24 protein-coding genes are annotated in these 25,575 nt (G+C 64.2%); 19 read left to right on the forward strand and 5 right to left on the reverse strand.

Features of this window, described 5'->3' with window-relative positions; all coding sequences use genetic code 11:
- Positions 1-347 precede the first annotated feature (347 nt).
- From RA210_RS14205 to RA210_RS14230, 6 genes are all read left to right on the forward strand, one after another.
- Positions 348-1,700: a DUF1329 domain-containing protein gene (locus RA210_RS14205; RefSeq protein WP_201486933.1), complete on the forward strand. Its 1,353-nt coding sequence runs from the start codon at positions 348-350 to the stop codon at positions 1,698-1,700.
- A gap of 230 nt (positions 1,701-1,930) precedes the next feature.
- A complete protein-coding gene (locus tag RA210_RS14210) occupies positions 1,931-3,610 on the forward strand; it encodes a DUF1302 domain-containing protein (protein ID WP_201486934.1) in 1,680 nt (559 codons plus the stop codon).
- A gap of 32 nt (positions 3,611-3,642) precedes the next feature.
- Positions 3,643-4,998 carry a DUF1329 domain-containing protein gene (locus tag RA210_RS14215; protein ID WP_201486935.1) on the forward strand — a complete coding sequence of 452 codons (1,356 nt, stop codon included), beginning with the start codon at positions 3,643-3,645 and terminating at the stop codon, positions 4,996-4,998.
- A 149-nt stretch (positions 4,999-5,147) separates the two neighbouring features.
- Positions 5,148-6,293 carry a WD40/YVTN/BNR-like repeat-containing protein gene (locus RA210_RS14220; protein WP_201486936.1) on the forward strand — a complete coding sequence of 382 codons (1,146 nt, stop codon included), beginning with the start codon at positions 5,148-5,150 and terminating at the stop codon, positions 6,291-6,293.
- Positions 6,293-8,692, forward strand: a complete 2,400-nt coding sequence (locus RA210_RS14225; RefSeq protein ID WP_136488418.1) for an efflux RND transporter permease subunit — start codon at positions 6,293-6,295, stop codon at positions 8,690-8,692. Before RA210_RS14220 ends, RA210_RS14225 begins: the two co-directional genes overlap by 1 nt.
- A gap of 190 nt (positions 8,693-8,882) precedes the next feature.
- Positions 8,883-10,583 carry a sigma-54-dependent Fis family transcriptional regulator gene (locus RA210_RS14230; protein WP_201486937.1) on the forward strand — a complete coding sequence of 567 codons (1,701 nt, stop codon included), beginning with the start codon at positions 8,883-8,885 and terminating at the stop codon, positions 10,581-10,583.
- 45 nt (positions 10,584-10,628) lie between these two features.
- Here the strand turns inward: RA210_RS14230 and RA210_RS14235 are convergent, their stop codons facing one another.
- Positions 10,629-11,039, reverse strand: a complete 411-nt coding sequence (locus RA210_RS14235; protein ID WP_201486938.1) for a PaaI family thioesterase — start codon at positions 11,037-11,039, stop codon at positions 10,629-10,631.
- Between the two features lie 564 nt (positions 11,040-11,603).
- On the opposite strand from RA210_RS14235, the gene RA210_RS14240 reads away from it, so the two are divergent.
- From RA210_RS14240 to RA210_RS14285, 10 genes are all read left to right on the forward strand, one after another.
- Positions 11,604-12,533, forward strand: a complete 930-nt coding sequence (locus RA210_RS14240; protein ID WP_201486939.1) for a catechol 2,3-dioxygenase — start codon at positions 11,604-11,606, stop codon at positions 12,531-12,533.
- Between the two features lie 11 nt (positions 12,534-12,544).
- A complete protein-coding gene (locus RA210_RS14245) occupies positions 12,545-12,835 on the forward strand; it encodes a phenol hydroxylase subunit (protein WP_201486940.1) in 291 nt (96 codons plus the stop codon).
- A gap of 61 nt (positions 12,836-12,896) precedes the next feature.
- Entirely contained in the window at positions 12,897-13,889 is a 993-nt protein-coding gene (locus RA210_RS14250) for an aromatic/alkene monooxygenase hydroxylase subunit beta (protein WP_201486941.1), read from the forward strand.
- An 11-nt stretch (positions 13,890-13,900) separates the two neighbouring features.
- Positions 13,901-14,170, forward strand: a complete 270-nt coding sequence (locus RA210_RS14255; RefSeq protein WP_090311120.1) for an MmoB/DmpM family protein — start codon at positions 13,901-13,903, stop codon at positions 14,168-14,170.
- A gap of 14 nt (positions 14,171-14,184) precedes the next feature.
- Positions 14,185-15,708 (forward strand): YHS domain-containing protein, encoded by a 1,524-nt coding sequence (locus RA210_RS14260; protein ID WP_201486942.1) that lies wholly within the window; start codon positions 14,185-14,187, stop codon positions 15,706-15,708.
- 67 nt (positions 15,709-15,775) lie between these two features.
- Complete coding sequence (locus RA210_RS14265; protein ID WP_092430441.1) at positions 15,776-16,132, forward strand: phenol hydroxylase subunit P4; 357 nt, start codon at positions 15,776-15,778, stop codon at positions 16,130-16,132.
- Positions 16,133-16,146: 14 nt separating this feature from the next.
- Positions 16,147-17,208 carry an NADH:ubiquinone reductase (Na(+)-transporting) subunit F gene (locus tag RA210_RS14270; protein WP_201486943.1) on the forward strand — a complete coding sequence of 354 codons (1,062 nt, stop codon included), beginning with the start codon at positions 16,147-16,149 and terminating at the stop codon, positions 17,206-17,208.
- 63 nt (positions 17,209-17,271) lie between these two features.
- Positions 17,272-17,685, forward strand: a complete 414-nt coding sequence (locus RA210_RS14275; RefSeq protein ID WP_201486944.1) for a GFA family protein — start codon at positions 17,272-17,274, stop codon at positions 17,683-17,685.
- 240 nt (positions 17,686-17,925) lie between these two features.
- Positions 17,926-18,228 (forward strand): helix-turn-helix domain-containing protein, encoded by a 303-nt coding sequence (locus tag RA210_RS14280; RefSeq protein WP_201486945.1) that lies wholly within the window; start codon positions 17,926-17,928, stop codon positions 18,226-18,228.
- Positions 18,228-19,529: a HipA domain-containing protein gene (locus RA210_RS14285; RefSeq protein WP_201486946.1), complete on the forward strand. Its 1,302-nt coding sequence runs from the start codon at positions 18,228-18,230 to the stop codon at positions 19,527-19,529. Before RA210_RS14280 ends, RA210_RS14285 begins: the two co-directional genes overlap by 1 nt.
- 54 nt (positions 19,530-19,583) lie before the next feature.
- Here the strand turns inward: RA210_RS14285 and RA210_RS14290 are convergent, their stop codons facing one another.
- Complete coding sequence (locus RA210_RS14290) at positions 19,584-20,069, reverse strand: DUF2442 domain-containing protein (RefSeq protein ID WP_201486947.1); 486 nt, start codon at positions 20,067-20,069, stop codon at positions 19,584-19,586.
- Between the two features lie 3 nt (positions 20,070-20,072).
- The gene (locus RA210_RS14295; protein ID WP_201486948.1) at positions 20,073-20,306 is read right to left on the reverse strand and encodes a DUF4160 domain-containing protein; all 234 of its coding nucleotides are present in this window, start codon (positions 20,304-20,306) and stop codon (positions 20,073-20,075) included.
- A gap of 145 nt (positions 20,307-20,451) precedes the next feature.
- Between RA210_RS14295 and RA210_RS14300 the strand changes: the two genes are divergently transcribed.
- Together RA210_RS14300 and RA210_RS14305 are read left to right on the forward strand one after the other, a co-directional pair.
- Complete coding sequence (locus tag RA210_RS14300) at positions 20,452-20,697, forward strand: type II toxin-antitoxin system prevent-host-death family antitoxin (RefSeq protein WP_201486949.1); 246 nt, start codon at positions 20,452-20,454, stop codon at positions 20,695-20,697.
- Entirely contained in the window at positions 20,687-20,968 is a 282-nt protein-coding gene (locus RA210_RS14305; protein WP_201486950.1) for a type II toxin-antitoxin system RelE family toxin, read from the forward strand. Before RA210_RS14300 ends, RA210_RS14305 begins: the two co-directional genes overlap by 11 nt.
- A gap of 102 nt (positions 20,969-21,070) precedes the next feature.
- Here RA210_RS14305 and RA210_RS14310 read toward each other — a convergent pair whose 3' ends face one another.
- Entirely contained in the window at positions 21,071-21,799 is a 729-nt protein-coding gene (locus RA210_RS14310) for an alpha/beta hydrolase (protein WP_201486951.1), read from the reverse strand.
- 146 nt (positions 21,800-21,945) lie between these two features.
- Positions 21,946-23,583 carry an RNA-directed DNA polymerase gene (locus tag RA210_RS14315; protein ID WP_201486952.1) on the reverse strand — a complete coding sequence of 546 codons (1,638 nt, stop codon included), beginning with the start codon at positions 23,581-23,583 and terminating at the stop codon, positions 21,946-21,948.
- 521 nt (positions 23,584-24,104) lie between these two features.
- Here RA210_RS14315 and RA210_RS14320 point away from each other — a divergent pair.
- Entirely contained in the window at positions 24,105-25,565 is a 1,461-nt protein-coding gene (locus tag RA210_RS14320) for a 2-hydroxymuconic semialdehyde dehydrogenase (RefSeq protein ID WP_201486953.1), read from the forward strand.
- Positions 25,566-25,575: the final 10 nt, after the last annotated feature.

Raw genomic sequence — 25,575 nt, forward strand, 5'->3', positions numbered from 1 at the left:
TGCGGTCAGGCGCGGCAATAAAAATACACAAGGAAACGGAATTTACAATAACAACGACGATATCGCTGGTGGGCGGCGCCGGCAGACAGCGCTGGGAAGTTCTGCGCAGGCGGATGATTACCCGCACCTGATGTTTCGTGCATGCGGATAGTTTCCGCCAGTCTCGATTGTTCGATATTCCGGCCAATCAATCGCGGCCCCGCTTAATTGCGCTGCGGCATGTCGAGATATTGCCTGGCGAATTGTCCGCGCGAACTTGCGCAATTGCGCTCAATTGCCTGGCGAAGTTCGCTTCGCTGCCCGGTGCGCCGTTCCCGCTGGCGAATCCCCGATTCGAGGATGTTTCGATGTACCGGAAAACCACACTGGGAATCGCCCTGGTCGCTGCCGTGCTGGGCGCGCCGGCGCTGCAGGCCGCGGTGAGTGCGGAGGAGGCTGCCCGTCTGGCCGGCACCCTGACTCCGCTGGGCGGCGAGCGGGCCGGCAACGCCGACGGCAGCATTCCCGCCTGGCAGGGCGGTCTGACCCAGGCGCCGCCCGGGCCGATGCTCGGCGACATCCCCGTCGAACTGTTCCCCGGCGAGCAACCGCTGTACCGGGTCGATGCCGCCAACATGGCCGCCTATGATGCGCTGCTCTCCGACGGCACCCGCGAACTGCTGCGCAAGTACCCGGACAGCTTCCATCTCGACGTCTACCCGAGCCATCGCACCGCCGCGGCGCCGCCGGCGGTCTACGCCAACGTCGCCAGGAACGCCGAGCGCTGCAGCATCCGCGACGGCTGGGACACCATCAAGGGCTGCATCGGCGGGATTCCCTTCCCGATCCCCAGGCAGGGCGTCGAGGTGATGTGGAACCATCTGCTGCGCGTCGAGGCGCCGTCGATCGAGTATCGCTTCCGCAACATCGTCGGCAGTTCCGACGGCAGCCATACCCTGGCCACGCGCAACGAGATCGCCTTCCAGTATCCGCCGTACTACCAGGACGCCCGACCCGAGGACTGGTCGGGCGAATACGCCATGTTCCGCTACCTGACCGTCGAGCCGCCGTTCAAGACCGGCGAGGCGCTGGTCGCCCGCGACAGCATCAATGGCAAGTACCCGCGCCAGGCCTGGCAATACCTGGTCGGCCAGCGCCGGGTGCGCCGTGCGCCGACGGTTTCCTACGACACCCCGGACTTCGTCTCCTCCGGCGCCAACTACTTCGACGAGGTGCAGGGCTTCTTCGGCGCGCTGGACCGCTACGATTGGAAGCTGGTCGGCAAGCGGGAAATGCTCATCGCCTACAACGCCAACGGCCTGCTGGCCGCCAGCGCCGACGCGGCGCTCGACAGGCACCACCTCAATCCCGAGCACCTGCGCTGGGAGAAGCACCGTGTCTGGGAAGTGGAGGCCACCCTGGCGCAGGGCCGCCGCCATGCGGTGCCCAGGCGCCGCTACTTCGTCGACGAGGACAGCTGGGCGATCGCCCTGGTCGACGGCTACGACAGGGACGGGCGCCTGTGGCGCACCACCCAGGCGATCCCCTACGTGGTGCCGGCCATACCGGCCACCCTGCTGCGCACAGCGGTGGTGTTCAACCTCGATGCCAGCACCATGAGCGTGGTGCAGATGCTCAACGGCGAGGACTTCCGGGTGGTGCCGCCCAAGCCGGAGAGCTACTTCACCGGCGCCGCGGTGGCCGGTGACGGCGTGCGCTGAACCGCACGCATGGCTGCCTGGTGCGCCCTCCGCGGGCGGTGCGATGCCGTGCCCATGCCGATACCTTTCCGGTATCAGCATGGGCTTTCATCGGTATTGGACGGTAAGTCTCGCCGGCAATAGCTTGTGAACTGTCTCCGCTGGCAGCGGGGTGAGCGCCAAGGGATTTCAGGGCTCGCGACACCCGAAAACGAAATTCACAACAACAAGAAGATTTCGAGGATCAAGACATGGGCAACAGCGCCAGTCTGCCGAAGTTTCACCTGAAGAAGCTGTTCTTTGCAGTTGCCGGCGCCGTCGCCGGTCTCTCCGCCGGGGCCCCGGCCTTCGCCTTCCAGATCGACAGCGGCAATCCCGATGTGCGGATGTCGTGGGACAACACCGTCAAGTACAGCGCCGCCTGGCGGGTCAAGGATGTCGACTCCGACATTGCTGACAGCTCGACCAACGGCCCGCAGGTCAACACCAACGATGGCGACCAAAATTTCGACCGCGGCCTGATTTCCAATCGCCTCGATCTGCTCTCCGAATTCGATGTGCGCTACAAGCGCAACTACGGCCTGCGCCTGAGCGGTGCGGCCTGGTACGACGACGTCTACAACAAGTCCAACGACAATCCTGGCCCTGCCGGGCTGGTGAACTCGCTTAGCGCTGATTACGACGAATTCACCAGCGACACCGAGAAGCTGCACGGACGCAAGGCCGAACTGCTGGACGCCTTCCTCTATGGCAGCTTCACCCCGGGCGACATGAACCTCAACGCCAAGGCCGGTCGCTTCACCCAGCTGTACGGTGAGAGCCTGTTCTTCGGTTCCAACGGCATCGCCGCGGCGCAGACTTCCCTCGATCTGATCAAGGCACTGTCGGTGCCCAACTCGCAGTTCAAGGAGATCCTCCGCCCGGTTGGCCAGATCGCCGGCCAGCTGCAGATCAACCAGGACGTCTCGATCGGTGCCTACTACCAGCTGGAATGGCGCAAGAGCCGCCTGCCGGGTGCCGGCAGCTACTTCAGTTTTGCCGACTTCGTCGACGAGGGCGGCGAGTCGTTGATCCTCGGACCGGGTTTCGCCGTGAACCGCGCCGACGATATCGAGGCGCGCGACTCGGGGCAGGGCGGCGTACAGGTCAAGTTCAAGTCGGGCGATACCGAGTACGGCATCTACGCCGCGCAGTATCACGACAAGATGCCGCAGTTCTACGTGTATCCAACCAGCGGTCTCTATGAGCAGGTCTATGCCGAGGACATCCGCACCATCGGTTTCAGCTTCAGCACCCTGGTCGGCGAGACCAACGTCGCTGGTGAACTGTCGTTCCGTGACGACATGCCGCTGGTGGCGACCGGTAACGCGGTGATTTTGCCGATGGGTATCGGTAGTGCTGATGGCGGCGACCATTCGGCCTTCCCGAAAGGCCGCACCATGCACCTCAACCTGTCGGCGATCAGCGTGCTGGAGGCCAGTCCGTTGTGGGATGGCGCCTCGTTCATCGGCGAGTTCGCCTTCAACCGCCGCCTGAGCGTCACCGACAAGGGCGATACCACCCCCGGCACCGGCAACGGTCTCGATCCCGAGGCTACCCGCGACGCCGGCGCCGTACAGTTCATCTTCACCCCCGAGTACTTCCAGGTGGCTCCGGGCCTCGATCTGCAGGTGCCGATCGGTGTGAGCTACGGCCTGTTCGGCCGCTCCTCGGTCAACGGCGCGCTGTTCCCCGCCAACCACGGCGGCAACGTCAGTATCGGCGTCAAGGCCGACTACATGAAGACCTGGCAGGCCAGTCTGGGCTTCACCCACTACTACGGCTCCGACGGCTCGGTGATCAAGTACGACACCGCTCGCCCAGAGCTTTCCTATGACAACTTCCACGGCGACCGCGACTTCGTGTCCCTCTCCGTGCAACGCACTTTCTAAGTCTGAACATCCCCAAGTCGAGGATCATAAAAATGCATAAGAAAACGGCTTTGTGGGCAGCGCTGGCTGCCGTGCTGATGGGCGCACAGGGTGTGCAGGCCGCGGTGAGCCCCGAGGAGGCTGCTGCGCTGGGCAAGACGCTCAACCCGTTGGGTGGTGAGATGGCCGGCAACGCCGACGGCAGCATCCCGGCCTGGACGCCGACTCCCAAGGTGGCGGCTTCCGGAGAGAAAGTCGGCGACATTCCGCGCAAGGTCTATGCCGATGAGCGGCCGGTCGCGCAGATCACCGCGCAGAACATGGCGCAGTACGCCGACAAGCTGTCCGAAGGCACCCAGGCGCTGCTGAAGAAATACCCGGACAGCTTCCGCGTCGACGTCTATCCGACCCACCGTACTGGTCTTGCGCCGCAGTACGTGTATGACAACACCGCGAAGAACGCCACCCAGTGCCAGACCAAGGACGACGGCAAGTCGCTGCAGGGCTGCTACGGCGGTATCCCGTTCCCGATCCCCAAGGCGGGCATCGAGGTGATCTGGAACCACCTGCTGCGGGTCGAGAACGAAGCCACCGACGTGACCGACTTCAAGAACATCGTGCTGACCTCCGATGGCTCGCGCACCCTGGCGACCCAGAACGACCAGTCCAACCAGTATCCCTACTACTACAAGGACGGATCTGCGGATAAGTGGAGCGGCGAGTACTTCCTGATGCGCTTCGCCACCACCGCTCCGCCGTTCAAGGCTGGCGAATCGCTGGTGTTCCGCGACAGCATCGACATCAAGCAGTCGCGCCAGGCTTGGCAGTACCTGGTCGGCCAGCGTCGCGTGCGCCGTGCACCGACCGTGGCCTACGACACCCCGGACTTCGTCGCCTCCGGCGCCAACTACTTCGACGAGGTGATGGGCCTGATGGGCCACATCGACCGCTTCGACTGGAAGCTGGTCGGCAAGAAGGAGCTGTACGTGCCCTACAACGCCAACGAAGTGGTCACCGCCAAGCTGGACGAGGCCTACGGCAAGCACCACCTCAACCCCGACAAGGTGCGCTGGGAACTGCACCGCGTCTGGGAAGTGGAAGCGACCGTGGCCAACGGCAAGCGTCATGCGGTGGCCAAGCGCAAGTACTACTTCGACGAGGACTCCTGGATGATCCTCTTGATGGACGGCTACGACAGCGAGGGCAAGCTGTGGCGCACCACCCAGGTCACCCCGTTCGTGCTGCCGTCCACGCCGATGCTGGCACTCAAGCCGGCGCACATCTTCAACCTGCAGGCCAACACCATGAGCACCACCCAGTCGCTCAACGAGGCCACTTACCGGGTTGATGCACGCAAGCCGGAGACGCACTACACCGGTGATGCGGTAGCCGCCGAAGGCGTGCGCTGACCCCGCACCGTCCGGAAGCAGTTCCGGCGCCGTAGCCAGCGGCGCGGCGCCGGAGTTCCCTCTCATGACTCCCCCTCCCCGCAGGCGCCCGGTTCGGCGCCCCCGCTGGCGGCGCAGCGGAGGAGGGGGGTCGGTTTCGAGTAAGCACCATGCAATCGCTCAATCCGCTACGCCGGCGATCGGCACTGGCCGCCGCCATTCTCTCCCTGACCTGTCTGTCGGCGGTTGCCCAGGCCGCAGGCCCGACTAGTGTCCCTGACCTGCTCGATCTCCCTGCGCGGGAAAGCGCCCGCGCCCTGCACAGCCTGCAACTGGCCGTGACCCGCGCCGGCAACCGGCTGGTGGCGGTGGGCGAGCGCGGCACCGTGCTGCTCTCCGACGATGCCGGGCGCTCCTGGCGCCAGTCCACGAGCGTGCCGGTGAGCGTGGCGCTCACCGACGTGCACTTCGTCTCCGCCACTCACGGCTGGGCAGTGGGCCATAGCGGTGTGGTGCTTGCCAGTGCCGATGGCGGCGAGACCTGGCAGCGCCAGCTCGACGGCAATCAGGCTGCCTTGACCATTCGCGACGACGCCAAGCGCCGCGCCGACGCCGGCGAGGAGGGCGCTGCCGCGGCGCTGCGCAGCGCCGAATACCTGGTCGCCGACGGCCCGGACAAGCCGTTCCTCGGCGTGCGTTTCCGCGACGAGCTGCGCGGCTACGTGGTCGGCGCCTACGGCATCGCCCTGCAGACCGTCGACGGCGGCAAGAGCTGGCAGTCGCTGGTCGGGCAGATCCCCAACCCGCGCGGCAAGCACCTCTATCAGATCCAGATCGACGGCAGTTCGCTGCTGATCGCCGGCGAGCAGGGTGCGCTGCTGCGCTCCGTCGACGGCGGCGCCAGCTTCGCCGAGATCCGTACCCCCTACAGCGGCACCTTCTTCGGCGCGCTCGAACTCGGCGGCGATGCGCTGCTGGCCTTCGGCCTGCGCGGCAACGCCTGGCGCAGCGAGGATGGCGGCGCCAGCTGGCAGCAGGTCAGGCTCGGCCAGCCGGTCACGGTGAGCGCCGGGCGGCGCCTGCAGGATGGCTCCGTGCTGCTTGCCGACGAGAGCGGCCGCCTGTTGCGCAGCACCGACGGCGCACGCAGCTTCGTTGCCCTGGCGGTGCAGCCGGGCACCGGCCTGACCGGCATCGCCGAAGCCGCCGACGGCGCGCTGATCCTGTCCAGCGCGCGCGGGCTGTCCCGCGTCGAGCCGGATGCCCTGGCTTCCGGAGAACGTGTTTCCGGGATCAATGTTTCGGGAGTCAAATGATGAGCCACGTCCAGTCCCTCCCCGCCGAAGCGGTGATCAGCGATCTCAAGGAGTTCGATCAGCGCTCCGGAATCCTCGCCGAGCGGCTGCTGTTCAACAACCGCCTGGCGATCGTGGTCGTCTGCCTGCTCACCACCCTGGTGCTGGGCTACCAGGCGCTCGGCCTGTCGCTCAACGCGGCGTTCGAGAAGATGATCCCCACCGGCCATCCGTACATCGCCAACTTCCTGGAGAACCGCAAGCAGCTGGCCGGCATGGGCAACACCCTGCGCATCGCGGTGGAGGCCAAGGAGGGCAGCATCTTCGATGCCGAGTACCTCGACACCGTGCGCAAGATCAACGACGAGGTGTTCCTGCTGCCCGGCGTCGACCGCCCGTACATGAAGTCGCTGTGGGCGCCAGCGGTACGCTGGACCGGGGTGACCGAGGACGGCCTCGACGGCGGCCCGGTGATCCCCGACGACTACGACGGCTCGCCGGAAAGCCTCGAGCAGGTGCGCATCAACGTCGAGCGCTCCGGCGAGATCGGCCAGCTGGTGGCGGGCAACTACCGGTCGAGCATCGTGCTGGTGCCGCTGCAGGAGCGCATCGCCGAGACCGGCGAGCGCATCGACTACCACGCGCTGTCGCAACGCATCGAAGAGATCCGCGGCAAGTACCAGTCGGACAAGATCGCCATCCACGTCACCGGCTTCGCCAAGGTGGTGGGCGACCTGATCGACGGCCTGCGCCAGGTGATGCTGTTCTTCGCCGCCGCCATCGTCATCTGCACCGCGGTGCTCTACTGGTACACCCGCTGCCTGCGCAGCACCCTGCTGGTGGTGGCCTGCTCGATGATCGCAGTGGTCTGGCTGCTCGGCCTGCTGCCGACCCTCGGCTACGAGCTGGATCCGTACTCGGTGCTGGTGCCCTTCCTGGTGTTCGCCATCGGCATGAGCCACGGCGCGCAGAAGATGAACGGCATCATGCAGGACGTCGGCCGTGGCACCCACAAGCTGGTGGCGGCGCGCTACACCTTCCGCCGCCTGTTCCTCGCCGGCATGACCGCACTGCTGGCCGACGCGGTAGGCTTCGCGGTGCTGATGGTGATCGACATCCAGGTGATCCAGGACCTGGCCGTCACCGCCAGCATCGGCGTGGCCGTGCTGATCTTCACCAACCTGGTGCTGCTGCCGATCCTGCTGTCGTACACCGGCGTCAGCCCGGTCGCCGCCCAGCGCAGCCTGCGGGCCGAGCTGCAGGAAGCCAACGACACCGAGCACAGGAAGCACCCGTTCTGGGCCTTCCTCGACCTGTTCACCCGCACCCCGTGGGCGGGGCTGGCGGTGGCGCTGGGCCTGGCGATGGGCGTGTTCGGCCTGATGGTCAGCTTCCAGCTGAAGATCGGCGACACCGACCCGGGCGCCCCGGAGCTGCGCGCCGACTCGCGCTACAACCAGGACAACGCCTTCATGGTCGCCAACTACGCGGCGAGCAGCGACGTGTTCATCGTCATGGTCAAGACGCCGCAGTACGCCTGCGCCCACTACAGCACCCTGCGCACGGTGGACGCCCTGGAGCGCGAGCTGCAGCAGCTGCCGGGCGTCGAGGCGACCAGCTCGCTGGCCGGCCTGGCCAAGGTGGCCAATGCCGGGATGAACGAGGGCAGCCTCAAGTGGTTCGAGATGCCGCGCTCGCAGGACATGCTCAACGCCATCATCACCCGCGCCCCGCGCGAGATGTTCAACCAGAACTGCGACCTGCTGACCGTCTACGCCTACCTCAAGGACCACAAGGCCGACACCCTGACCAGCGTGGTCAGCACCGTGGAAGCCTTCGCCGCGCAGTACGGCAGCGAGGAGATCCGCATCCTCAACGCCGCCGGCAACGCCGGCATCGAGGCCGCCACCAACATCGTGGTGAAGAAGGCCAACGTGCAGATGCTGTTCCTGGTCTACGCCGCGGTGATCGTGCTGGCCTTCGTCACCTTCCGCTCCTGGCGCGCGGTGGTCTGCGCGGTGGTGCCGCTGATGATCACCTCGGTGCTGTGCGAGGCGCTGATGGTCTGGCTGAACATCGGCGTCAAGGTGGCCACCCTGCCGGTGATCGCCTTGGGCGTCGGCATCGGCGTTGACTACGCGCTGTACGTGATGACGGTGACCCTGGCGCGGCTGAAGGAGGGCATGAGCCTGTCCGAGGCCTACTACAAGGCGCTGATCTTCACCGGCAAGGTGGTGGTGCTGACCGGCATCACCCTGGGCATCGCCGTCGCCACCTGGGCCTGGTCGCCGATCAAGTTCCAGGCCGACATGGGCATCCTGCTGGCCTTCATGTTCGTGTGGAACATGCTCGGTGCGCTGATCCTGCTGCCGGCGCTGGCGCACTTCCTGCTGCGTCCGAAGCAGGCTGCTGCAGCCTGATCCCGTTGTAGGGGCGGCCCTGGTCTGACCAAGCGCTAGTGGCATCCGGGCGGCCGATGACTTAAGTTGTCGGCCGCCTGTCCCGCTTCCACACGGGACCATCACGACAAAGCCGGCCAAGAGCCGGGCAGGAGGGGTTGCCACCCCGCAGTACCTGCCCGCCCGCGAGCCGGCCAGGGGGAGAGGATTCATGGGAGGACAACGCCTGATCGAGCGCTTCAATCTGCGTTCGAGACTGCGCTTCGACATCGACAACGGCCAGATCTGGCTGGACGAGAGCCGCATGCTCCTGCTCCACGCCAAGGCCCTCGGCGCGCTGCGCCGCGAGCTGTTCGACTCGCTCGGCGCCAAGCGGGCCCGCGGCCTGCTGTTCCGCATCGGCTTCGCGGCCGGCCAGCAGGATGCCGACCTGGCCTCCAAGCTGCTCGGCGCGGGCGACAACTTCGACGTGTTCCAGATCGGCCCGGTGCTGCACGCCTTCGAGGGCCTGGTCAAGTCCACCGTCACCGAGGCGCAGATCGACTGGGAGCAGGGCAGCTTCTTCGGCGAGGTGGAGTGCGCCAACTCCTGGGAAGCCGAGTCCCACCTGCAGCAGTTCGGCACCGGCGACGAGGTCGCCTGCTGGAGCATGTCCGGCTATGCCTCCGGCTACACCAGCCGCTTCTTCAAACGCTTCATCGTGTTCAAGGAAACCCAGTGCACCTGCCGCGGCGACCACCACTGCGTGATGGTCGGCAAGCCGGCGGAAGCCTGGGGCGACGATCCCTACCTCGAATACTGCCGGCCGACCGAGGCCGACACCTCGTTCCAGGACCTGCAGCAGGAACTCTGGCAGTTGCGCGGCCGCCAGCGCGAGCAGCTGCCGCCCGGGCGCCTGGTCGGCAGCTCGCCGGCCTTCCGCACCGCCTTCGACCTGCTCAGCAAGGCGGCGCGCAGCCCGATCACCGTGCTGCTGCTCGGCGAGACCGGCGTCGGCAAGGAAGTCTTCGCCCAGTGGCTGCACGAGAACAGCGACCGCGCCGCCCAGCCGTTCGTGGCGGTCAACTGCGCGGCGATCCCCAACGACCTGATCGAGTCCGAGCTGTTCGGCGTGCAGAAGGGCGCCTTCACCGGCGCCCAGCAGTCGCGCCCCGGCCGCTTCGAGCGCGCCGACGGCGGCACCCTGTTCCTCGACGAGCTGGGCGACCTGTCGCCCTCGGCGCAGGTCAAGCTGCTGCGCGTGCTGCAGACCGGCGAGGTGGAGCGCCTGGGCGACGACAAGAGCCGCAAGGTCAACGTGCGCCTGGTGGCAGCCACCAACGTCAACCTGCAGCGGGCCATCGCCGAGGGGCGCTTCCGCGCCGACCTCTACTACCGGCTGGCCACCTACCCGGTGGCGATCCCGCCGCTGCGCGAGCGCAAGGCGGACATCCCGATCCTGGTCACCGCGCTGCTGGAGAAGTACGCCCCGGTCTACCACAAGCACCTCAAGGGCCCCACCGACCGCGCCCTGCAGGCGCTGATGGCCTACGACTGGCCGGGCAACGTGCGCGAGCTGGAGAACCTCATCGAACGCGCCGTGCTGCTGGCGCCCTCGGGCGGGCAGATCGAGCTGGAGCACCTGTTCGCCGGCAGCACGCCGGCGACACCGCCCGGCGCCCCCGTCGATCGCCAGGGTCAGGTGGGCAACGTCAGGGAGGCGAGGCGCGAGCAGCTCTACGAGACCCTGCTCGACGACGACTTCGACCTGCAGGCCCACGAGAACCGCCTGCTGGAGCTGGCCGTGCGCCGCGCCAGCGGCAACCTCACCCACGCCGCGCGCCTGCTCGGCATCACCCGCCGGCAGCTGGCCTATCGACTGAAGCAGGCGGGCGGCGAGGCGGGGGCGTGCGCGCAGGAAGCCAGCAGCTGACAGGGATTCGGCGCGCCTTTCCGGCCTCGGAAAGGCGCCAGTCCATCACTCCCGGCGCGGCGGGATCGAGTAGGTGCCGACCACGTGCGCCACCGCATCCTCCGAGCCTTCCGAGTACAGCGAGACCTCGCCGACCACCAGCGTCTTGCCGACCTTGATCAACTTGCAGACGCCGACGATGTTCTTCTCTCCCGACGGCTTGCGCAGGAAGTTGGCGGTCAGGTTGGTGGTCACCGCCATCGGCACCATGCCGATCTCGCCGAGGATCGCCACGTACAGGGCGACGTCGGCGATGCTCATCAGCACCGGCCCGGACACCGTGCCGCCGGGGCGCAGCTCGTCATGCCCGACCGGGTGCCAGACCGTGGCGCCGCCATCGCCGACCTTCTCCACGATGCACTTGGTCTGCGGGAACTCGGTGGCGATGAATGCGGCGATTTCTTCTTTGCTGGCCATGACGGTCCTCCCTGGGAAATGGTTGGTAACCGAAGCTACTACAGGGCGGCAGGCGCGGCCAGCGCCCGCCCGTGGTGGGGCATCCATGTAGGGGCGAATTCATTCGCCAGCGTGGCCCTGTCAGGCGAATGAATTCGCCCCTACAGGGGTGACCAAAACGTACAGCACATGCCGCCGCTGCTCGGCGCTGGCGTCCGGAACCCGCGGTAGACGGCCTTCCCGGGGTCGACTGCCGGCCTGCCAGCGTCCGGATCGGATCTTCTCCGCGCACTCCGCTCCCTTGCGCGCTCCACGTCCCGTCAACTGCCTGCAGATGCCCGCATTTTTTTGCGCTGCACCTTTACGCTTTTGTAAGGCGAAACAGGCCGCAGGACAAAAGCGTCAGGCCAGCCGTTCGCTCCGGTCACCCGGATTTGCAGTTAAATCCTTGTAAATCAATGAGTTGTGAAAGTTGGCATCGCCCCTGCAATGTATCTGGCGTCGATAGCAAGACCGTCTGCCCGGACAGCATCACCAACCGGACAGGCAACCAAACCGCATCAAGCCAAATAACGGAGACAACAAATGGCGATGACAGGTGTGCTGCGGCCGGGCCATGCCCAGGTGCGCGTGCTGAATCTCGAGGAAAGCGTCACGTTCTACCGCGACGTGCTGGGCCTGGTGGAAACCGGCCGCGACGCGCAGGGTCGCGTCTACTTCAAGTGCTGGGACGAGCGCGACCACCACAGCTACGTGATCCGCGAGGCCGACAGCGCCGGGATCGACTTCTTCGGCTTCAAGGTGCTCGACAAGGCCACCCTCGAGCAGCTGGATGCCGACCTCCAGGCCTACGGCCTGACCACCACTCGCATCCCCGCCGGCGAGCTGCTGGAAACCGGCGAGCGCGTGCGCTTCGAGCTGCCCTCCGGCCACCTGATCGAGCTGTACGCCGAGAAGACCGCCGTCGGCAACGGCGCCGGCCTGGTCAACCCCGCACCCTGGACCCAGGCCCGCGAGCACGGCATCGGCCCGGTGCGTCTCGATCATGCGCTGCTGTACGGACCGAACGTCGCCGAAGTGCAGAAGATCTTCACCGAGGTACTGGGCTTCTACCTGGTCGAACGCGTGCTCACCCCGGACGGTGAGGGCAACGCCGCCATCTGGCTGTCCTGCTCGCACAAGGTCCACGACATCGCCTTCGCCGAATACCCGGAGCCGGGCAAGCTGCACCACTGCTCGTTCCTGATGGAGAGCTGGGAGCAGGTGCTGCGCGCCGGCGACATCATGTCGATGAACCTGGTCAACGTCGACATCGGCCCGACCCGCCACGGCGTCACCCGCGGCTGCACCATCTACGCCTGGGACCCCTCCGGCAACCGCTTCGAGACCTTCATGGGCGGCTACCAGCCGTACCCGGACTACGAGCCGATCACCTGGACCTTCGACAACTTCGGCCAGGGCCTCGACTACCCGCAGCGCAAGCTGCACGAAACCTTCCTCACCGTAGTGACCTGAGGAGAGTGGCCATGACTCGTCCCGAGCAGCCGGTGGAAATGGTGCCGGCCACCCTCGACACCCGCAAACGCTGGGTTCGTGTGACCGGCGAGCGAGCCGGCGGCTTCATCGAGTTCGACTTCGCCATCGGCGAGCCCGACCTGATCGTCGAGATGATCCTCAGCCCCGAGGCCTTCGCCGAATTCTGCGCGCAGAACCAGGTGGAACTGCTGCAGCCGCGCGACCCGGACGCCGAGACGGACGAGCCGAGCGACTGGAACTGGAGTCTCGCCGACGCCACCCAGACCCGCTTCAAAGCCTGAGCAACGACAAGAACAACAAGAACGGCGCTGCGTCCCGCGCAGCGCCGGCAGGAGAACGCACATGCAAATCGACCTTCGCACGGTGAGCATCCAGCCGCTGCGCAACACCTACGACCACCTGGCCCGCCGCTTCGGCGACAAGCCCGCCTCGCGCTACCAGGAAGGCAGCTACGACATCCAGGCCACCGAGAACCTGCACTATCGTCCGACCTGGGACCCCGAGCAGGAGCTGTACGACACCAAGATCACCAAGATCGTCATGCAGGACTGGTACGCCCTCAAGGACCCGCGCCAGTTCTACTACAGCACCTACACCCTGGCCCGCGCCCGCCAGCAGGACAGCATGGAGGCCAACTTCAGCTTCGTCGAAAGCCGCGGCCTGGCCGACCTGCTGCCTGCCGAGCTGCGCCAGCTCGCCCTCGACGTGCTGATCCCCCTGCGCCACGCCGCCTGGGGCGCCAACCAGCACAACACCTTCATCTGCGGCTACGGCTACGCGGCTATCTTCACCCAGCCGTGCATCTACCACGCCATGGACAACCTGGGCATCGCCCAGTACCTGTCGCGCCTGGGCCTGCTGCTCGGCGGCACCGAGGCGCTGGACGCCGGCAAGGCCGCTTGGCTCGACGGCGAGGCCTGGCAGCCGCTGCGCCGCTATGTCGAGGACTGCCTGGCGCTGCGTGATCCGTTCGAGCTGTTCGTGGCGCAGAACGTCGCCCTCGACGGCCTGCTCTATCCGCTGGTCTACGAGCGCATCGTCGACGACCACCTGTCGAGCAAGGGCGGTTCCACCGTGGCCATGCTCACCCAGTTCATGAGCGACTGGTTCGACGAAACCAAGAAGTGGGTCGATGCCGTGCTCAAGGTCGCCGCCGGCGAGTCTGAGCACAACCGTGCCCAGCTGCAGGAGTGGATCAACGCTTGGAAGTGCCGCGCGGCATCCGCCGTGCTGCCGGTGGTCGAGCAGGTGTTCGGCGCCGACGCCGACGACCTGGTCAACGAACAAGTAGCCGCCTTCAAGGCGCGCATCGAAAAAACCGGCATCGCGCTCTGAGAGGCTCACCCATGTCCACCGTATTCATTGCCCTGCAAGCCAACGAAGAAACCCGCCCGATCATCGAAGCGATCGAGCTCGACAACCCCCAGGCGGTGGTCAACCGCGAACCGGCGATGGTCAAGATCAACGCGCCCGGCCGACTGGTGATCCGCAAGGACACCATCGAGGAGCAGCTCGGCCGCAGCTACGACCTGCAGGAACTGCAGATCAATCTGATCACGCTGTCCGGTAACGTCGACGAAGACGAAGACACCCTGACCCTGACCTGGAACGAGTGAGCGAGGACTCCGCCATGGACATGAAAGCTGCCAACAAGAAGCTGAGCCTGAAAGACAAGTACAAGCTGTTCACCCGCGATCTGGGCTGGGAGCCAACTTATCGCACCAAAGAGGAAGTGTTCCCCTACGTGCAGTATGAAGGCATCAAGATCCACGACTGGGACAAGTGGGAAGACCCCTTCCGCCTGACCATGGACTCCTACTGGAAGTACCAGGCCGAGAAGGAGCGCAAGTTCTACGCCATCATAGATGCCCATGCGCAGAACAACGGCCACCTGCAGATCACCGACGCCCGCTACCTGTCGGCGCTGAGGATATTCCTGCAGGCCATCAGCCCCGGCGAGTACAGCGCCCACAAAGGCTTCGCCCGCGTCGGTCGCGAGTTCCCTGGTGTCGGCACCCAGGTCGCCTGCCAGATGCAGGCCATCGACGAGATCCGCCACGCGCAGACGCAGATCCACGCGCTGTCCAACTACAACAAGTTCTACAACGGCTTCCACGCCTTCGCCGAGCATCGTGACCGTATCTGGTACACCTCGGTGGCCCGCTCGTTCTTCGACGACGCCATGGCCGCCGGCCCGTTCGAGTTCATGATTGCCATCGGTTTCAGCTTCGAATACGTGCTGACCAACCTGCTGTTCGTGCCGTTCATGTCCGGCGCCGCCTACAACGGCGACATGGCCACCGTCACCTTCGGCTTCTCGTCGCAGTCCGACGAGGCGCGGCACATGACCCTGGGCCTCGAGTGCATCAAGTTCATGCTCGAGCAGGATCCGGACAACCTGCCGATCGTCCAGGGCTGGATCGACAAGTGGTTCTGGCGCGGTTTCCGCGTGCTGGGCCTGGTCAGCACCATGATGGACTACATGCTGCCCAAGCGCGTGATGAGCTGGCGCGAGGCTTGGAACATCTACGGCGTGGAGAACGGCGGCGCGTTGTTCAAGGACCTGGCCCGCTACGGCATCCGTCCGCCGAAGGGCTGGGATCAGGCCGAGGAAGCGGTGGACCACATTTCCCACCAGTTCATGCTGGCGCTGTACCAGTGGAAGTTCGGCACCGCCTTCCACGTGTGGATCCCGTCCGACGAGGACATGGACTGGCTGTCGAAGAAGTATCCGACCACCTTCGACAAGTACTACCGTCCGCGTTGGGAGCACATCAAGAAGCACGAAGCCGCCACCGGCGCGCCGTTCAACAACTTCGGCCTGTCCAAGCTGTGCCAGTGCTGCCAGCTGCCCACCGTGTTCACCGAGCCCGGCGACCCGACCATGACCTGCCATCGCGAGTCGGTCTACAAGGGCGAGAAGTACCACTTCTGCTCCGACGGCTGTAAGGACATCTTCGACAACGAGCCGGAGAAGTACATCCAGGCCTGGCTGCCGATGCCGGCGCTGATGCGCGATCCGGTCGATGGCGACCTGGGTGCCTGGATGGACTGGGCCTTCCTCAAAAATGGCCAGGACAACGGCGACTACGTCACTTCCCAGGACCGCCAGAACTTCGAGCAGTGGCGCGCCCAGGCCACCTCCAACCAGTAACGCCCGACGGCGTGGCCGGGGTTCGCTCCGGCCACTGCCCGCGAACAAAATAAGAAGGAAGATCAAAATGGCCGTCGTTTCCCGCAAAGAATACATAGGCGTTTCCCGTGACGCGCTGGAGAACTACAAGGGCAAGCAGCTGCTGTTCATCAGCTGGGACCACCACCTGCTGATCTGCGCGCCCATCATGCTTCGCGCCGACCCGCAAACCACCCTCGGCGAACTGATCGACCAGCAGCTGCAACCGCTGCTGCAGGCTGACCCGGACGCCGCCGCCATTGACTGGAACACGGTCCAGTGGCTCAAGGGCAACCAGCCGTGGGTGCCGGACTATGCCGCCAGCCTGGAGGCCAACGGCATCGGCCACAAGGAACAGCTGCGCATGCGCACCCCGGGCCTGAACAGCCTGGTTCCGGTGAACTGAGAGGAGGGCGCGCCATGAGCTACGAACTGACCATTGAGCCGCTTGGCCAGACCATCGAGATCGAGGAAGGTCAGACCATCCTCGACGCCGCGCTGCGCGCCGGCATCTACCTGCCACACGCCTGCGGCCATGGCCTATGCGCCACCTGCAAGGTGCAGGTCACCGACGGCGAGATCGAGCAGGGCGAAGCCTCCACCTTCGCCCTGATGGACTTCGAGCGCGAGGAGCAGAAGTGCCTCGCGTGCTGCGCCACCGCGCAGGGCGACATCACCATCGAAGCCGAGATCGAAGAAGATCCGGATTCGCTGAGCCTGCCGGTACGCGACTATTACGGCACCGTCAGCCGTATCGAATCGCTGACGCCGACCATCAAGGGTGTCTGGATCAAGCTCGAAGACGCCGAAGGCGTGCAGTTCCAGGCCGGCCAGTACATCAACCTGATGCTGCCGGACGGCATCGGCAGCCGGGCGTTCTCCATCGCCAGCGTGCCGCAAGAAGGCGGCGAGATCGAGCTGAACATCCGCATCGTTCCCGGCGGCAGCGGCACCACCTACGTGCACGAACAGCTCAAGGTCGGCGACCGCCTGACCATCAGCGGCCCCTACGGACGCTTCTTCGTGAAGAAGTCCGCCGACGTGCCGGTGATCTTCATGGCCGGCGGCTCGGGGCTGTCCAGCCCGCGCTCGATGATCCTCGACCTCTTGGCCGAAGGCTTTGAAAAGCCGATCACCCTGATCTACGGCCAGCGCAACCGCGACGAGCTGTACTACCACGACGAATTCCTCGCCCTGGCCGAACGGCACCCCAACTTCAAGTACGTGCCGGCGCTCTCCCACGAGCCGGAAGGTAGCGGCTGGCAGGGCTTCCGCGGCTTCGTCCACGAGGCGGCCAAGGAATACTTCGCCAACGACTTCCGCGGCCACAAGGCCTACCTGTGCGGCCCGCCGCTGATGATCGACTCCTGCATCACCACCCTGATGCAGGGCCGCCTGTTCGAGCGCGACATCTACACCGAGAAGTTCATCTCGGCGGCCGATGCCCAGCAGGTGCGCAGCCCGTTGTTCAAGGCGATCTGAGTCACCCTTTGCGGCCGCCCACGGGCGGCCGGTTTTTTTGAATTCTGCAAAAGGAAAGACAGGATGAGTGACAGCAAACTTGCAGGCGGCTGCGCCTGCGGCGCAGTGCGCTACGAATCCGCAGCCGAGCCGGTCATAGTCGCCCACTGCCATTGCCGCGACTGCCAGCGCGCCAGCGGCGCTGCCATGTCCACGGTGTTCGCCGTGCCTCGCGCAGCCTTTCGCCACGTGGGACTGACCAACACCTACGCCACCGCCGGCGACAGCGGCAACCCGGTGGTCCGCCACTTCTGCCCCGACTGCGGCTCGCCGCTTTTCTCGGACGTGGCCGTGCTGCCCGACCTGCAGTTCGTCCGCGCCGCCAGCCTCGACGACCCGGCCGCCGTCAGCCCGACCATGCACATCTACTGCGACAGCGCCCAGCCGTGGGGCAGGCCGCTGGACGACCTGCCGCACTTTGCGAAGATGCCTGGCTGAGCAGGTTCGGTAGGGGGAGGGTGAGCGCGTCTTGAGCCATCCACCGCCCGCGCCGATCTATAATCCTTGTGATCGCAAGGAATTCACCGCACTCCATCGCTTGAATAGAGAAAATCCGTGCGACCGCATGGATTTTTTCTTGTCCAGCCGTTTTCGACATGAGATCCTTTCGATCACAAGGATTGGCCGCAGGCTACCTCTGCGTTTGCCGGAAATCCTTGCAAACACAGGGATTCCACCATGCACATCGAACTCGATTCCGCCGACGCAATCGGCCCCGTAGTGCGGGCCAGCCGCAAGGCCCAGTCCATCCGCCAGGACGATGCCGCCGGCAGCATCGGCGTCAGCGAGTCGTTCATGGGCAAGGTCGAGAGCGGCGACGCAAGCGTGCAATGGGGCAAGCTGTTCCAGGTGCTGGAGGGGCTGGGCGTGCGGGTGATCCTCGATGTCCCCGACGAAGCGGCCGACCAGCTCGCTGCCGCGCAGCAGATGCACGCCCGCAGGCAGCGCGCGAAGAAGGCCGGGCCTGAGGGGGATCGCTGATGGAGCGCACGCTACTGGCCTGGATCGACCGCCAGCAGATCGGCACCCTGAGCGACCGCGACGGCATCTGGTCGTTCCGCTATGCGCCGGCCTGGCTGGAGACGCCCGGCCGCTTCGCCCTGTGTCCCGACCTGCCGCTGCAGGCCGGGGAACAGCAGGACGGCAGCACGCGGCGGCCCGTGCAGTGGTACTTCGACAACCTGCTGCCCGAGGAGGGTCAGCGGGTGCTGCTGGCCAGTGCCGCCAGGGTCGATGGCGCCGATGCCTTCGGCCTGCTCGGCCACTACGGAGCGGAATCCGCCGGCTCGCTGACCCTGCTGCCGCCGGGAGCCGAACAGGCCGAGGGCGGCCTGCGGCCCTTGCGCGATGCCGACCTGAGCGCGCGCATCGCCGCCATGCCCAGTGTTCCGCTGGTCGAAGGCGCGCTCAAGCGCATGTCGCTGGCCGGCGCCCAGCACAAGCTGGCGGTGGTGCTGCAGGACGGCTGGCTGTTCGAGCCGTCCGGGCGCACTCCTTCCACGCATATCCTCAAGCCCGACCATCCGCATCCGTCCTACGCACACTCGGTGATCAACGAGTGGTTCGTCATGACCTTGGCCCGCCGGCTCGGCCTTACGGTGCCAGGAGTGGAGCGCCGCTACGTGCCCCAGCCGGTGTACCTGATCGAACGCTTCGACCGCCAGCAGGATGCCGAAGGCTGGCGCCGCCTGCACAGCATCGACGCCTGCCAGGTGCTGGGGCTGAGCGCTGCCTACAAGTACCTCGAAGGCAGCGTGGGCCGGCTGGATCAACTGGCAGCCGCCTGCCGCAGCACGGCGGTGGCGCGCACGGCGCTGTTCCAGTGGCTGGTGTTCAACGTGCTGGTGGGCAACACCGACGCGCACCTGAAGAACCTCAGCTTCCTGGTGTCCTCGACCGGCATCCAGCTGGCGCCGTTCTACGACCTGATCTGCACCGCCGTGTACGACACCCCGGCGTTCGGCCAGTCCCGTTGGCCGGCCGCGGCCAGCATGGCCTGGCCGCTGCAGGGCCGCGCGGGAATCGCCGAGATCGACCGCCAGTGCCTGCTGGAAGCGGGGGAGGCCATGCGCATCAAGCCGGCCACGGTCGCGCGCCTGCTGGACAGCCTGAAGGACAAGATCGCTGGCGAGGCGCAGGCACTCTATGCGCAGGTCGAACGGGAGAATGCAGAGCTGATCGCCCTGCGCCCGGAGCTGGCGGCCACCTTTGCCGGCGAACTGCGCTGCCTGCGGACCATCCTCCATGTGGTGATCGCTGAGCAGGTGGCGCGTCTGAAGTGACGCCGAACCGGCGCCATCGATGAACAGATCCGCAGCAGAACTCGGTCGCAGACATCAGCCGGCGGCGTGACGTGCCTTCTTGCCTTCGCCTTTGGCAGCCATGGCCTTGTGCTCGTATTCCCAGCCCTTGCAGGCCAGGGCCACATGCTTGGGGATCAGCGCCGCGCCGCTGCTGTAGGCGGTGATGGTGCGCCGGCTGAAACCCAGCTCGACGGCCGCCGTGCTCAGCGAGAGCTGGTTGGCGGCCAGCCAGCGCTTGAAGGCCTGGGTCGGCATCACCTCGCCAGCCTGCTCCAGCGCCAGGCGGTGCAGGGTGGTGGCAGCCAGTTCGAGGTCGTCGCCCCAGGTCACATCGAAGCCCCATTCGCCGACCTGAGCCTTGCGGAACAGCTCCAGATCTTCCAGCGGCTTGAGCACCGAGAAGCTGCGGATATGCTCGGCCAACTGGACGGTGTAGCGCTTGCCGTTGCTGAACTCGACCTGCAGTGCATGCTGGCCGGCAACGGGCTTCACGCTGTGGATGCGGACTTTGCTGGTCATGGTCTAGTTCCTCCGGTTCTGCTCGTCCCATACCTGCTGCAGCTCAGCGGTATGCTGCGCCGCCCACGCCAGGGCTGCCTTGAGGGCCTTGGGCTCGGCGCCTTTGCCGAGCACCTTGAGCCCGTCGATCTCCACCAGCGACTCGCCGTCGGGCGTTTGCACATGGAAGTGCGGCGGCGCGTGGTCGTCCGGGTAGATCTTGATCTTCCAGTTACGGTCGCTGTGTACGGTGGCCATGGCCTGGATGCTAGGGAAATATTTTCTCTAGAGCAAGTGTACCTTGGATCATCGAGCGACCAGCGCCCGGACCAGCGGCTGTCTGCCGCCTTGCCTCCTTTCAGTCAAAAAGACCAATATAAAGACCTGAAAAGGAGTCCTGCCCATGCAAAGCGTACTGGCCGACAAGGCCGTCAGCGTATCCGAGCTGAAGAAGAATCCGTCCGCGGTGATCGGCGGCGCCGATGGCGGGCCGGTGGCGGTGCTCAACCACAACCGGGTGATGGGCTACCTGGTGCCGGCTGAGGCCTACGAGGCGATGATTGAGCGCCTGGAAGACCTGGAGCTGGCCGAAATCGCCCGCACCCGTGCCGGCGAGAAGCCCGTGCCGGTGAGTCTGGATGACCTATAGCCTGGAGTTCCTGCCGTCCGCGTTGAAGGAGTGGGGGAAGCTGGGCCACACGGTGCGCGAGCAGTTGAAGAAGAAACTGCGCGAGCGCCTGGAACTGCCCAGGGTGCCGGCCGACGCCCTGCGCGAGATGCCAAACCACTACAAGATCAAGCTGCGCGCCTCGGGCTACCGGCTGGTCTACCGGGTAGAGGATGAACGTGTGGTGGTGGTCGTGGTCGCCGTGGGCAAGCGCGAGCGCGGTGCGGCCTACGAGAAGGCGAAGGGGCGGTAGTTGCTTAGGTGCCGCCCTGCGGCTGACTGAAAGCGGGCCAGCGACAGTCGAGCGCGGCTCGAAAATCCGTGCGATCGCACGGATTACGCCTTACCTGCAGGATCAGCCGCGCAACTGGCCGACAATCGACTCGAACATGCAGTCGGCGGCCGAGCGGCCATCATGCAGCGGATTGCAGAACAGCGCGCAAGCATTGGCGTGGTTGGTGTCCAGCGCTTCGTCGATGTCCGGCTCGCCGGCGACATGCCACTTGCGCCCCAGCTGCGCCACCAGGTCCGAAGCGTTCGACCGTCCCGGCTCGGCACGCACGTTGATCCAGCAGTGGCCGCGCGGCGCCGGCCGGTGGTAGGGAATCCGCGAGCCCAGCCGCACCAGCAGCCCCGAACCCACCGGGTCCAGAGTCACCAGCATCTCCACCCGATAGCCCCACTCAGTTAGCCGCTGCGACAGATGCGCGCCGCTCCAGGCACCGAGGCTGTGGCCGACGATATAGATGGGCGTGGCCTTATCGTGGATCTCGGCCGCCACCAGCCGGCCGATTGCCACCGCGCTCCATACCTCGTGATAGCCGAGATAGAGCGACTGGTAGCCGTCTGCCTGCCCGGCTTCATCAATTCGCTGGTCGAAGGCCGTAAGCGCGTAGGCGATGTTGCGGTAGGGGCCGGCGAGGTAATAGGACTTCTTGTCGCCGGCACCGCCGATGAAGAGGGCGACAGCTCGGTGGTCTCGGAGCGACTCAGCACCGGAGCCTCGACCCTTGGGCGCAGTGGTCAGCGTCGGGTCGGTACGCGATTCTCTGGGGCCGCTGGGATGAAGAACTTTGCTCCCCATCGTGGATCCTCCCCGGATGTTTCATGTGCTGTACCAGCCGGGGTGCAGCACGGCAGTCGTATAACATCATGTTAGTCGCAAAGCGTAGGTCCCAATCGTGGCTCCATCGGTCCACTTAATCTGCATCTTGAATAATTCTGAATAAATTAAGGTGGGCAGGATCCCATTCGATCTATAAACCAATCTTGCGCGCTTTGCTTCATGTTTTTTAGTAGTGGCCGTTTCTCGTCGCCAGAAAGTCCCGGGTGATTGAGGACGGCATGGTAGATTGCTCTTTGCGCGAAGGCTGGTACGGTTGTGTATATTTCCAGAGCGAGTGATCTCACTCGCGCTCTGTCAAGTCCGGTGTAAGAGAGGGAAATGGCTTCTCTGAAGAACAGGGCGTTGTCGGAGAATCTATGATTGTCTAAGATATGCCGTATAAGTGAATGGTCAAAAAATTCTTTGCTCGACATCAGTCGCAAGATTGGGATCTGGTATGGATAGGCACAGTTTTTCCAGTCTATGCGATTAAATACAGATTTTTTTATCTCGTCACGCAGGGCGGTGGGGATTCTCTCTGCTTCTTTAATGAGTGCGTCGCATATGTAGAATATGGTGGTTATTCTTTTGTCAATCAATAGCTCTAAAATTTGGATGTCTTGCTCTGCATAAATGAAATATTTGACTGCTAGTTTTATGTTGTCTTCACCTCCTGATGAGTTGATTGAATTGATCGAGCTTGTGATCTCAAGAATTTTTTCTTTCGGAATCTGCTGTATCTTCTTTAAGGCTTCTTTTCCAGGTTCCCGATAAAACTTTGAAAAACTGGAGCGGCCGCTTATACTTCTGTGTATTGTGACCTCGACTTTCTCTTCTGTATTTATTGCTTCGTGCTCTTGGCCCTGAAGATCATTCGCTTCAATGGGGTGGTCGTCAATCTCGGAGATTTGGAGAATTTGCGTTTTTTTGCTGTTTATGGATAGTCCTTCATCCGCGAGCAAAGTTGTTAGCATTTGCATCGCCTTGTAAGCTTCGGCTCTGGTTTCGGCGAAAATTCGATAATCATCAACATATCTAATAAAAACTATTTTGTTATCATGGAGCTTCCTGTCGATATCAATTAGGACCGCTTCAGATATTATCCTGCTTGCATCAGAGCCTACAGGTACGCCAAAGCTCCGCCGGTCTCCGGCCCAAAATAAAAGCATTTCACGGAGTAGGGTCACATGGTTTTTGTTGCATCCCACATCTAACAAATGGTTTTCAAGGGAGTGATTGCCAATGCGGTCAAAAAAATTGGATATGTCGGTGACTATCTTCCATTGCCCAATTCGCTCTCTTGATATTTCGCCGGATCGGGCTCTAAAGCTGTCATAGCCGAAATTTTTATCGAATAGCTCCCCATCCTCTTCGGATGCCCGGTGAGAGTGAATCTGCAGATTCTCTTTTGGTAGTCTGGCGGACTCGATTTTTTCGTAAAGCAAAATACAGACTGCAAGGTACTTCACTGCGTCAAATGGGTCCATCCATGCCACTTGACGGAATGAATTATGATCTTTTGCTACAAGGCTGTTTCGTACTTCACCTATTCTGCGTTGCGTGAGGTCTGCACTCTTTATGAAGTCTAGAGTTTCGTTAAAGGCCTTCTTTTCAAAGTCAAGGGCGTTGTTTTTTATTATTTGGTGTTCGAGCGATGAGGAGAATATTGGGGGTTTGAAGATGTCATCGCATCCTCTTTTTATGATATGGGATATTGCAAGTCTAATGGCTTTTTCAGTCTTTTTGAATGTTGCTGCGTCCATGCTGCCTCCCGGCCGAGGTGTATTTGCGATAAGGTGATCTACTCATATTTAATTATTTCTTATGAGTGGTGTTGTTGCATTTGTTGGGAGAGCGGCTTGCATTTGGACGATCCTAAAAATTAGGTAGGTGTTTTCATCAATTCACGACCGTGCAGTCGAACGGTTCTCCTCTCGATCATGCTGGCGCCCCCCCCCCCTGACGGCCCTGACCTCTGGCTGCTTGCAGTTGCCCAAGGGCATCAACACGGCATTGCAGGAGCATGACAGACCTCTCCTTGTTCCAACGATGACCGGCACCAATGTGGTACCGGATGCAGAACCCCGATTTTGAGCGGTGGAGGGCGGTTTTGACCATAGGCTGACACGTCATTTTAGATACCCGCAGGGTATCAAATCAGAAGAAACAAAGTATTAGCCGGTATCGCCCCCTCTCCCTATCCTCACTCCCAAGGCCCAGCCCCCCCGACCATCCCCCCGGTCGCCTAGGCTGGCCACCCCCAGAACAACAACGCGGAGTGACCATGCGCAAGATTGAGAACTTCATCGCCGGCGAGTACGTCGCCGCCGCCAGCGGCAAGCGTTTCGACAAGCGTTCGCCGCTCGACAACCGCGTGATCGCTTCGATCAGCGAAGCCGGCCGTCCCGAGGTGGATGCCGCGGTCAAGGCCGCGCGTGGCGCGCTCAACGACGAGTGGGGCGGACTGAGCACCGAGCAGCGCGTCGAGCTGCTGTACGGCGTGGCCAACGAGATCACCCGTCGCTTCGACGACTTCGTCGAGGCCGAGATGGCCGACACCGGCCAGCCCGCGCATGTCCAGAAGCACGTGTTCATCCCGCGCGGCGCGGCGAACTTCAAGGTGTTCGCCGACGTGATCAAGAACGTGCCCAGCGAATCCTTCCAGATGGCCACCCCGGACGGTCGCGGCGCGCTCAACTATTCCATGCGCGTGCCCAAGGGCGTGGTCGGGGTGATCTGCCCGTGGAACGCGCCGTTCATGCTGATGACCTGGAAGGTCGGCCCGGCGCTGGCCTGCGGCAACACCGTGGTGGTCAAGCCGTCCGAGGAGTCGCCGCAGACCGCCGCGCTGCTCGGCGAGGTGATGAACGCCGTGGGCATTCCCAAGGGCGTCTACAACGTGGTGCACGGCTTCGGGCCGGATTCGGCCGGCGAGTTCCTCACCCAGCATCCGGGCGTCAACGCCATCACCTTCACCGGCGAGACCCGCACCGGCGCGGCGATCATGAAGGCCGCCTCGGAAGGCATGCGCGATGTGTCCTTCGAGCTGGGCGGCAAGAACGCCGGCATCGTGTTCGCCGACGCCGATTTCGACGCGGCGGTGGACGGCATCTTCCGCTCCGCCTTCCTCAACTCCGGGCAGGTGTGCCTGGGCACCGAGCGCGTCTACGTCGAGCGGCCGATCTTCGAGCGCTTCGTGCAGGCGCTGAAGGTCAAGGCCGAGAGCGTGAAGTTCGGCCGTCCGGACGATCACAACGCCAACTACGGCCCGCTGATCAGCCAGGAGCACCGCGACAAGGTGCTGTCCTACTACCGCAAGGCGGTGGAAGAGGGCGCCACCGTGGTCACTGGCGGCGGCGTGCCGGAGATGCCGGGCGAGCTGGCCGAGGGTTCCTGGGTGCAGCCGACCATCTGGACCGGCCTGGCGGACGACGCGGCGGTGGTGCGCGAGGAGATCTTCGGCCCGTGCTGCCACATCCGCCCGTTCGACAGCGAGAACGAGGTGGTCGCCCTGGCCAACGACAACGTCTACGGCCTGTCCACCACCATCTGGACCAACGACCTGGCCCGCGCCCACCGCATGGCGGCGCGCGTCGAGGTGGGCATCACCTGGATCAACAGCTGGTTCCTGCGCGACCTGCGCACGCCGTTCGGCGGCTCCAAGCAGTCCGGCATCGGCCGCGAGGGCGGGGTGCACTCGCTGGAGTTCTACACCGAGACGCGCAACGTCTGCGTGAAGCTGTAAGCCGCGCTGG

This window comes from Pseudomonas sp. OF001 (assembly GCF_904426495.1).
GTDB lineage: Bacteria > Pseudomonadota > Gammaproteobacteria > Pseudomonadales > Pseudomonadaceae > Geopseudomonas.